Consider the following 9,231-nt stretch of genomic DNA (forward strand, 5'->3'; position numbering starts at 1 on the left):
GCGCAGCGCTGAGCGTCAGCGGCGGCGCGAGCGCCGCGCGAAGGCGCCGGTCGCGAGCAGGCCGGCGCCGAGCAACCACGCGCTGGCCGGCTCCGGCACGGGCGCGGCGACGCTGTACGCGATGTTGTCGATGCCGGTGTTCGCGGCGTTGTCGATGTCGCGCCACTGGATGCGGATGCCGGTCGATGAGCTCAGGTTCAGATCGAAGCCGCTGTGCTGCCCGGTCTCGACCGCATTGCCGCTGCTGCCGATCGCGCCGTGATGGCTGAACAGCGGGGTGCCGGAACCGAGCGCGAAGACATCGAGCTCGACGTTGCGGCGCATGCTGTGGAAGTAGCCGCCGAGGTCGAAGTGCGTCAGCGTCACGACCGCGCCGTTCAGCGGCACAAGGTCGACCCACTCCGGCGCGTTCACGCTCGGCGTGTTGTCGAAGGCGACGCCGTAGAGCTCGTTGTAGCCGGTGTTGAACCACTGCAAGGCGCCGCCGCGCGAGGCGTGCGTGGTCACGTCGACGACGCCTTCCACGTCGCCGTAGCTTTGCAGCAGCACGTTGTAGGTGCTGCAGGCCTTCGGCGCGTTGCCGGCGCCGGCGCAGGCGGCGGGCACGTCGGCGGGCGAGGTGCCGAAGTCGATCAGATGGTCGTCGGCCCGGGCCGGTGCGGCGATGGCCAGCGCGCCCAGCAGCGCGCAGAGTTGCGAGACGAGAAACTTGGGTTGCATGGTGTAGTGCTCTTCGTGCAGTGGTGATGAAGAACGGCGCATGGCAGCGCCGTCTGTGCATCAGTATCTGCAGCGCCGCGCGCCGGCGCATCGCCCGAAGGAGCCATTCGCGAAATGGCCCGCCGGCGCGGCGCCTAGCCGCCAGTGCCTGCCCAGGGCTGCAGCTCCTCGGCCCGCTGGCGCACGTAGGCCAGCACCTGGCGGCGCTTCTCGGGGCCGCGCTTGCCGTCGGCCTCCGGCGCGGCCTCGCCGAAGAAGCCCGGCACCGCGTCCTCGATCCGGTCGTAGATGCCGCGCCAGAGCTTCTTCAGGCCGTGCGACGAGACCTCGAGCGAGCGCATGATCGACTCGTCGTCATCGCTGAACAGCGCCATGCGCAGCAGCCGGCGCTGCATCGCGCTGAGCCTGAACAGCGGCGGATAGTGGTCGAAGACCTGCCGCGCGGTCGTGCCGGGCAGGCAGTTCCTGGCCTCGTCGCGCGTCAGGCCGGCGAGCGTCGGGCGCAGCTCCGGCGCGAGGTGCGCGATCGGCGTCGGGTCGCGGTAGCGGCGCACCCGAAAGCCCGCGGTCGTCAGCATCGGCTCGAGGGAGGCCACCGATTCGTAGAAGATCGCCTGCGGATTCAGCCCCGCATGCAGGCTGCGAAATGCGTCGTTCGAGGTCGTGATCACGCTGTGGACGTAGGGGTCGCCGAGGTCGCGGCTGCGCATCGAGAAGTGCAGTACGAACAGCACCAGCTCGCCGCGCGCGTTCGCCTCGCCGAGCGCGCGGTCGTCCATCGGAACGAAGCTGCCGTCGAGCAGCGCCGCATAGATGCGCCGCGGCAGGTACGGAGCCGGGGCGGTGACGATTTCGAGGCGCTGCAGCATCGGCGTCGGCAACGCGAGCGTGACGCCCCAGGCCTGGATGCGCTGGCCCGGCGGCAGCGCATGGTCCTCGATCACGCCGCTGACGAGCGAGACCTCGTCGACCAGCGTCTGCCACAGCGCCGGCAGGGCCGCGCGCGTCGGCGCGTCGAGCGCCAGCCACGGCGGCAGCAGCTCGAGGCACTCGGCAAGGTCGGCGCGCGCGGTCGGTCGCGATCGCATGCGCGGCGCGGGCCCGGCGGCAAGCCGCTCATGCCGGAACCCAGGGCCGCAATTCCTCGGGCCGCTGGCGCACGTAGGCCAGCACCTGGCGGCGCTTCTCGCGGCCACGCTTGCCTTCGTCATCGCCCGCCGCATCGCCGAAGAAGTCGGGCTGCTGGTCCTGCACGCGCTCGTAGATGCCGCGCCACAGCTTCTTCAGACCGTGCGCCGAGACGCCGAGCCGCTGCATCTGTGCGTCGTCGTTGTCATCGAACAGCGAGAGCCACAGCAGGCGCCGCTGCGCAGGCGAGAGGCGAAACCGCGGCGGATGGTGGTTGAAGATGTGGCCGATGCTGGTGCCGGGCACATGCGCGATCGCCTCGTCGCGGGTGACGCGAAAGTACTGCAGCCGGTCCTCCGGCGCAGGGGTGTCGGGCGCCGCAGTGGCGTGGGTGCGGCGCTGGAAGCCGGTGGTCAGCATCCACGGTTCGTGGAACTGGCAGTTCTCGAAATAGAAGCCGCGCAGGTTGTAGCCCGACAGCCCGGTCCGAAAGCTCTCGGCGCCCATCACGACCAGGCTTTGCGCGAGTGGCTCGCTGAAGTCGCGGCTGGCCATGCCGAAATGCAGGCCGAGCAGGTGCAGGTCGGCGCGCGCGCTGGCCAGGCCGATCTCGCGCTCGGTCATCGGCACGTAGCGCCCGTCGATCAGGGCACGGTAGACGCGCCGCGCGACATGCGGTTGCGGCGCTGCGTCGACCCCCAGCTCGGCAATCAGCGCCGGCGTGATGGCCATCGCGACCGCGAACGACAGGATTCGCGACCCGGCCGGCGAGCCCAGGTCTTCGGTGATGCTGGCCATCACGGATGGCTCCTCGACCAGGCGCTCCCACAGCGCCGGGAGGCCCGCGCGCGTCGGGTCGTCGAGCGCGAGCCAGGCCGGGATCAGCGTCATGCACTCGGGTAGATCCGCACGCGTGGCCGGGCGGTGCCGCAGGCGCGGCGCGGGGCGAACGTGGGCGGCGGGCGCAACAGGCATGGAATGCGTCGTGGGGCCGGAAGCTCACCGTGGTTGCTGGACCAGTGGGGGTGCGCGCCTGCGTCGGGCGTCGCCAGCGGTATCGCCGGCTTGCGCCGCGCCGAAACCGCTGCGGAATTGTTGCATGAAGGTGGAGCGGTGCCGCGCTCGCCGCGGCCGGTTCAACCGCTCAACAGCCCGTCACTTGCGCGCGCGGGCCAGGCAGCAGGCCGCATCCAGCGGCAGCACCGAGGTCTCGCGGAAGCCCGCGGCGCGGCACCAGCGATCGAAGTCGGCAGCGCTGAAGCCGACGCCGTCACCGCCCCGCGCCAGCATCGCGTCGAGCGAGGCCAGCAGGGCATGCAGACCCTGGCGACGCGCATCGTCGATCAGCGGCTCGACCGCGATCAGCGCGCCATCGGCGGGCAGCGCCGCATGGGCGCGCGCGATCCATTGGCGCTTGGCGTCGACACCGATCTCGCCCAGCACGCCGACGAGCACGATCGCGTCGACAGCCGGTAGCGGTGCGTTCAGCGCGACGCGTGCGATGCGCAGCTGCGGACAGCGCGCGCCGAGCGCGCCGGCGAGCTGATCGCCGGCCGGGTCGACGCAGGCCACGCTACGCCAGGCCGCGCCGTCGAGACCTTCGGCGAGCGCGCCGAGCGCGTGCCCGAACGGATGGCCCGCGGCTGCGGCGGGCCGCGTGTCGCGCTGAAGCGGAACGGCGGAGTCCTTCAAAGCCGCCCCGAGCTCGCCCCAGCGGCGGTAGCCCTGCGCACGGGCCGCCTCGAGCACGCCGCCGAGGTAGCCCGGGCTGCGCCGGTCCAGATAGTGGCTCGCGGCGCGGGTGTTGAGGTAGACGGCCTGCGCGTCGTCGCCTTCGCGGTCGAGCACGCCCATCGCGACCAGCGCATCGAGCAGGTCGGGCGCGGCGCGCTCGCTCAGGCCGAGCGCGCGGCGCAGCTGGCGCAGCGTGCGCGGGCCGCGCGCGAGCTCGCTGAACAGGCCGAGGTCGATCGCGCAGAGCAGGGCCTGCGCGGCGCGAAATCCCAGCGCGGTCTGCAGCAGCGCGTCGGCTGAACGAGGGTGCATGCGAGCGCGCTCAGACCGGCGCCGGGCGGTTCGCCTGCCACCATGCCGCGGCCTGGCCGCGCGAGCCCGCGTTCAGCTTGTCGAGGATGTTCGCGACATGCCGCTTGACCGTGTGCAGGCTCAGCCCGAGCGTGCGGGCGATCAGCTTGTTGCTGTCGCCGGCGGCGATGCGCGCGAGCACCTGGCGTTGGCGCGCGCTCAGCGGCACCGGAACGACGTGCGTCGCACAGGGCGCCATGGGCGTCGCACGCGGCGTGACCGCGACCGCGACGGCCGGCCGGCGCAGCCGCGCCAGCGTTTCGGTCAGCGCCTGCCAGAGCGCGGCCTGCAGCGCGTCGTCGAGCTCCGGCGGGTGGCCGGTCGCGCGGTGCGGCGCCGATTCGATCAGCAAGTTGTCCATGGTTCTTCCCCTCTCCTGAAGCGGGCGTCCGGCATGCGCCTGTTCTGACCCGGAGCGGATCGTAGGCAGCCGCGCCGACCGCGTCGATGCTCAAAAAGAGACCGCTCTAAAAGAGCCCCCACCCGCTGCCGGCGCGCCGCATGGCTCTTCGCGGATGGGCCATTGGCTCCTTCGGCCGATGTGCCGATGCGCCGCAATTTCGAGAATTCACCCCAGTCGTTTTTCAGACCCGGTGAACGACATCCACTCCTTCCGCGACACCGGGCGCTCCACTTCTCGAGGAACCGAACCATGAATCCGATCCACCCGTTTCAAAGCACGCGAAGGGCGCTGCTCGGCGCCGCGCTCGCACTGCTGACCGCGCTGACCGCCTGCGGCGGCGGCAGCAGCAGCGAAACCCCCGGCACGACGCCGGCCGGCAGCGAACCGCCGCCACCCGCGGCGAGCTTCACGCTGGCGCTGTCGGCATCGAAGGCGCTGATCCTGCAAGGCACGAGCGTGACGGTCGATGCGACCGTCACGCGCAGCGCCGGCTTCGACGGTGCGGTCGACGTGGCCGTCACCGGGCTGCCGACCGGCGTCAGCGCCGCGCCGGTGCACATCGCGCAGGGCGCGACCAGCGCGACGCTGACGCTCGCGGCCGACGCCGCCGCGCCGCACTCGCTGCCGACCGACGCGCATGTCACCGGCACGGCCGGTGCGCTCTCGGCCCAGCAAGGCGTGACGGTGACCGTGCGCGGTGTCGCCGGTTCGCTCGACACCAGCTTCGGCACCGCCGGCCTGGCCGTGACCGCGGTCGGCCCGACCGATGACAACGCCCGGGCGATGGTGGTGCAGGGCGACGGCAAGATCGTCGTTGCCGGCTGGGGCAACGGTGCGCTCGGCTACGCGTTCGAGCTCGTGCGCTTCCAGCGCGACGGCGCGATCGACGCGAGCTTCGGCACCGCCGGCAAGGTGATCACCGCGGTCGGCAACGGCGCCGCCGTGGCCAACGCGATGGCGCTGCAGGCCGACGGCAAGATCCTCGTCGCCGGCTCGCTCGACGAGACGCCCAAGGGCAAGAGCTTCGCGCTCGTGCGCTACAACGCCGACGGCAGCCTCGACACGGCCTTCGGCAACGGCGGCAAGGTCGTCACCTCGTTCGGCAGCGACGCGGACGAAGCCTTCGCGATCGTCGTGCAGGCCGACGGCAAGATCGTGCTCGGCGGCCACACCCTGAGCGCGACGCGCGGCCTCGACTTCGCGCTGGCCCGCTACAACGTCGACGGTTCGGTCGATGCAGGCTTCGGCAGCAACGGCCAGGTCGTCACGCCGATCCGTGGCGGCAACGCCCGCGACTCGATCTACGCGCTGGCGCTGCAGACCATCGACGGCGAGCAGAAGATCGTCGCGGCCGGCGGCGAAGGCGACTTCGTGCTGACCCGCTATCACGCGGACGGCACGGTCGACTTCGGCTTCGCGGTCGGCGAGCGCCCGGACGGCGAGTTCGGCTCGGTGATCGGTGCGGCCCGCGGCGTCGCGATCACGGCGGATAACAAGATCGTCGTCGTCGGCCATGTCGGCCACGATTTCGCGGTGCTGCGCCTGAACGCCGACGGCCTCGCCGACAACGGCTTCGGCGGCGCAGGCCGCGTCATCACGAAGGTCAGCACGACGAACTGGGACGAAGCCCAGGCGGTGGTGGTCCAGGCCGACGGCCGCATCGTCGTCGCCGGCTGGGTCTACACCGGCGGCAGCTCGGCCGGCGACTACGTCGTCGCCCGCTACAACACCGACGGCACGCTCGACGCCGGCTTCGGCAACGCCGGCGTGACGATCACCCCGGTCGCGCCCGGCATCAAGGCCGACGAAGGCCGCGCCATCGTGCTGCAGGCCGACGAACGCGTGCCCACCGTGCGCAGCCTCGTCGCCGGCTCGGCCAACGACAGCGACCTCGACTTCGCGGTGACGCGCTACTGGCACTGATCCGCCCCCGGGGCCGCGCGCGGCGCGGCCCCGCCCGAACGAACCCCAACCCACTCAGGGAACATCGACATGAACGCCATCCTCTCCTCTGCCCAAGCGACGACGACCGCAGCCATCGCGCCGGAGCGCTACAACACCTACAAGCCGATCCACAAGGCCATCCGCAACCTGATGTGCGACACGCTGTGCCGCGTCGGCCGCCTCGACGTGGACGACGCCGACGAGATGGCCGCGACGCTGGCCCAGCTCGACGCGCTGCTGACGCTGTGCACCAGCCACATCGAGCACGAGAACGACTTCCTGCACGCGGCCATCGAGGCGCGCCAGCCGGCCGGCTCGGCGCGCACCGCGGCCGACCACCTCGAGCACTTCGAGAGCATCACCGCGCTCGCCGACGAGTCGGCCGCGCTCGCCGCGGCCGACGCCGATGCGCGGCCGATGCTCGCGCTGCGCCTGTATCGCCACCTGGCGCTGTTCGTGGCCGAGAACTTCCAGCACATGCACATCGAGGAGACGGTCAACGCCGCCGCGCTGTGGGCGCACTACAGCGACGCCGAACTGCACGCGATCCACAACCGCCTGCTTGCGACGCTCGCGCCGCAGGAGCACCTGCTCGTCGCCCGCTGGATGGTGCCCGCGAGCACGCCGGCCGAACGCGCGGGCCTGTTCAACGAGCTGAAGACGCAGACGCCGCCCGAGGCCTTTCTCGGCCTGCTGACGCACGTGCAACCGCATCTCGATGCGAGCGGCTGGACCAAGCTCTCGCGCGCCGTCGGCGTACCGCAGGTGCCCGGGTCGGTGAACATGACATGAAGCCCGGCGAAGCGCTCCGCCGCTGGGCGGGAACGACCGCGGTGACGCTGCTCGCGATCGCCGCCTTCTGTTGCATCGTCGCCGCGCCTGGCGCAGGCTCGGCGTATCCATTGGTCTTATCGGGAGAACCCAAATGAACAAGTGGCTCAAGCGCGGCGGCATCGCGGTGCTGTCGCTGGTCGGCCTCGGCGCAGTGGTGCTGTTCGTCGGCGCACAGCTCGGCGAACGCAAGATGCAGCGCCGCATCGACCTGAAGCTCGATGCGGTCGCCTACCGCAGCGACGCCGCCAGCATCGAGCGCGGCCGCTACCTGTTCAAGTCACGCAACTGCGCCGAATGCCATGGCGCCGACGGCGCCGGCAAGGACGTTCTCAACGACGGCAAGGGGCTGTTGATCCACGCGCCGAACATCACGTCGGCTCCCGGCTCGGTGGTCGCGAACTACAGCGCGCTCGACTGGACGCGCACGATCCGCCACGGCGTCAAGCCCGACGGCCGGCCCGCGATCGTGATGCCCAGCGAAGACTACGCGCGGCTCACCGACGGCGACGTCGCCGCGATCGTCGCCTACGTGCGCCAGCTGCCGCCGGCGGCCGGCGCCGGCGCGACGATCTCGTTCCCGGTGCCGGTGAAGGCGCTCTACGCCGCCGGCGTGGTGCTCGACGCCGCCGAACGCATCGACCACTCGCTGCCGCCCGCGCAACCCGTGCCCGAGGCCGTCACGCTCGAGCACGGCGCGTATGTCGCGAACACCTGCATCGGCTGCCACGGCGCCCATCTCTCGGGCGGCAAGATCCCCGGTGCGCCGCCCGACTGGCCGTCGGCCGCGAACCTGACGCCGGGCGCCGGCTCGGCGCTCGCGCACTACCCGGATGCTGACGCGATGCTCGCGATGTTCCGCACCGGCAAGCGGCCCGATGGCAGCGCGGTCAGCACCGTGATGCCCTTCGCGGGGCTGAAGGAGATGAACGAGACCGACGTGCGTGCGCTCTACCTGCATCTGAAGAGCGTGCCGGCGCGCAGCAGCGGGCAGCGCTGAGCAGTGCCCGCGGCCGGCCGGATCGGATCGGATCGGATCGGATCGGATCGGATCGGATCGGATCGGATCGGATCGGATCGGATCGCCGATCCGGCGCTTCCGTGCAAGATTTGCGTTGGCGTCGGTCCGCTTGCGCTGGTTGAAGCGGGCCCTTCCTTCTGAATGTCATCGATTCGATACGCTTGAGGACTTCAGTCTCGCCGGTGCTTCGGATCGCTTGCTGTTCGCCTTCAGCCGCGCATGTGACCGCGAAATGTTGCAAAGGGCGCTCTCCTCCAAGCCCAAGATCCGTGAACGCAGTTCGCAAAGATGGCCGCATGTGGCAATCGAAAATTGTCCTATCGCGCCAGCCGTCGCCATTGCGTGCCATCCCTGGCAAGATCGCATGATGTCGAAAACACGTTAGGCCCCTTTTGAACTCGTCATGACCCACCCTTTGCGTCTCCTTCTGCTAGTCATTCTGGCCTTCTCGTCGATCGCCGGTGCCAGCGAGAATTGCAGCAACCCGGTCACGTCCACCGAGCTGGCCGAATGCACACGTCAAGAGGTCGTCGCGGCTGAGCAGAAACTGAACGTGGTCTACACGAGGGTCTTGAGGGCAATGAATAAGATCGACATCGACTACTCAAAGTCTTATCGTGATCGGCAGCCTTTGCACGCTACCCGTAGCCTTGTCGCCGCTCAGCGCACTTGGCTTATCTATCGTCGCCAATCGTGCCAACTCGAAGGCCTCGTGGTTCGGTCTGGCAATCCAAGCCGAGGGGATCACGAGGAAATCTCGGCTTCCGCGTGCGAGGCACGCTTGGCAGCGGATCGAGCGAATGAACTTGAGAGCTTTGCAAGGTCCTACGCCATCGCGATCGAACAGGGGCCTAACCCTTTAGAGGGACTTCCTTCCCTGTCAAGCCGTATTCGTATTCATCGTCGATGACAGTGCGGTGGTTTTGGAAGCGCGCAGTGAGTCGAAGGTCTGAACGAGGAGCAGACTGCCACTCTAGAGACGGCCTTGTTGCACGCGGCAGATGCCGTGAGTCGTGCGGGCCCGGATGCGAACCGCTCGGCGGGGCTCCAATCCAATCGCGTGGCACTCGGGATAGTCGAGTCACGAAGGGTTAGTCGA

The 9,231-nt window shown here is 70.0% G+C and carries 9 protein-coding genes; 4 read left to right on the top strand and 5 right to left on the bottom strand.

Annotated features, from left to right (window positions below):
* Nucleotides 1-15: 15 nt before the first annotated feature.
* The 5 genes from AC1DTW_RS27710 to AC1DTW_RS27730 form a co-directional block, all read right to left on the bottom strand.
* Nucleotides 16-720 (bottom strand): PEP-CTERM sorting domain-containing protein, encoded by a 705-nt coding sequence (locus tag AC1DTW_RS27710; protein ID WP_477985191.1) that lies wholly within the window; start codon nucleotides 718-720, stop codon nucleotides 16-18.
* Nucleotides 721-854: 134 nt separating this feature from the next.
* On the bottom strand, nucleotides 855-1,808 hold the full coding sequence (locus AC1DTW_RS27715; RefSeq protein ID WP_477985193.1) for a hypothetical protein: 954 nt from the start codon (nucleotides 1,806-1,808) through the stop codon (nucleotides 855-857).
* Between the two features lie 28 nt (nucleotides 1,809-1,836).
* The gene (locus AC1DTW_RS27720; RefSeq protein WP_477985195.1) at nucleotides 1,837-2,739 is read right to left on the bottom strand and encodes a hypothetical protein; all 903 of its coding nucleotides are present in this window, start codon (nucleotides 2,737-2,739) and stop codon (nucleotides 1,837-1,839) included.
* A gap of 264 nt (nucleotides 2,740-3,003) precedes the next feature.
* On the bottom strand, nucleotides 3,004-3,894 hold the full coding sequence (locus tag AC1DTW_RS27725) for a methyltransferase family protein (protein WP_477985197.1): 891 nt from the start codon (nucleotides 3,892-3,894) through the stop codon (nucleotides 3,004-3,006).
* Nucleotides 3,895-3,904: 10 nt separating this feature from the next.
* On the bottom strand, nucleotides 3,905-4,294 hold the full coding sequence (locus AC1DTW_RS27730; protein ID WP_477985199.1) for a helix-turn-helix transcriptional regulator: 390 nt from the start codon (nucleotides 4,292-4,294) through the stop codon (nucleotides 3,905-3,907).
* A 291-nt stretch (nucleotides 4,295-4,585) separates the two neighbouring features.
* On the opposite strand from AC1DTW_RS27730, the gene AC1DTW_RS27735 reads away from it, so the two are divergent.
* From AC1DTW_RS27735 to AC1DTW_RS27750, 4 genes are all read left to right on the top strand, one after another.
* Complete coding sequence (locus AC1DTW_RS27735) at nucleotides 4,586-6,259, top strand: NHL repeat-containing protein (RefSeq protein ID WP_477985201.1); 1,674 nt, start codon at nucleotides 4,586-4,588, stop codon at nucleotides 6,257-6,259.
* A gap of 69 nt (nucleotides 6,260-6,328) precedes the next feature.
* Nucleotides 6,329-7,072: a hemerythrin domain-containing protein gene (locus AC1DTW_RS27740; RefSeq protein WP_477985203.1), complete on the top strand. Its 744-nt coding sequence runs from the start codon at nucleotides 6,329-6,331 to the stop codon at nucleotides 7,070-7,072.
* A gap of 133 nt (nucleotides 7,073-7,205) precedes the next feature.
* The gene (locus AC1DTW_RS27745) at nucleotides 7,206-8,111 is read left to right on the top strand and encodes a c-type cytochrome (protein WP_477985205.1); all 906 of its coding nucleotides are present in this window, start codon (nucleotides 7,206-7,208) and stop codon (nucleotides 8,109-8,111) included.
* A gap of 424 nt (nucleotides 8,112-8,535) precedes the next feature.
* Nucleotides 8,536-9,042, top strand: a complete 507-nt coding sequence (locus tag AC1DTW_RS27750; protein WP_477985207.1) for a lysozyme inhibitor LprI family protein — start codon at nucleotides 8,536-8,538, stop codon at nucleotides 9,040-9,042.
* Nucleotides 9,043-9,231: the final 189 nt, after the last annotated feature.

It is taken from the genome of Rhizobacter sp. P5_A1 (assembly GCF_056400745.1).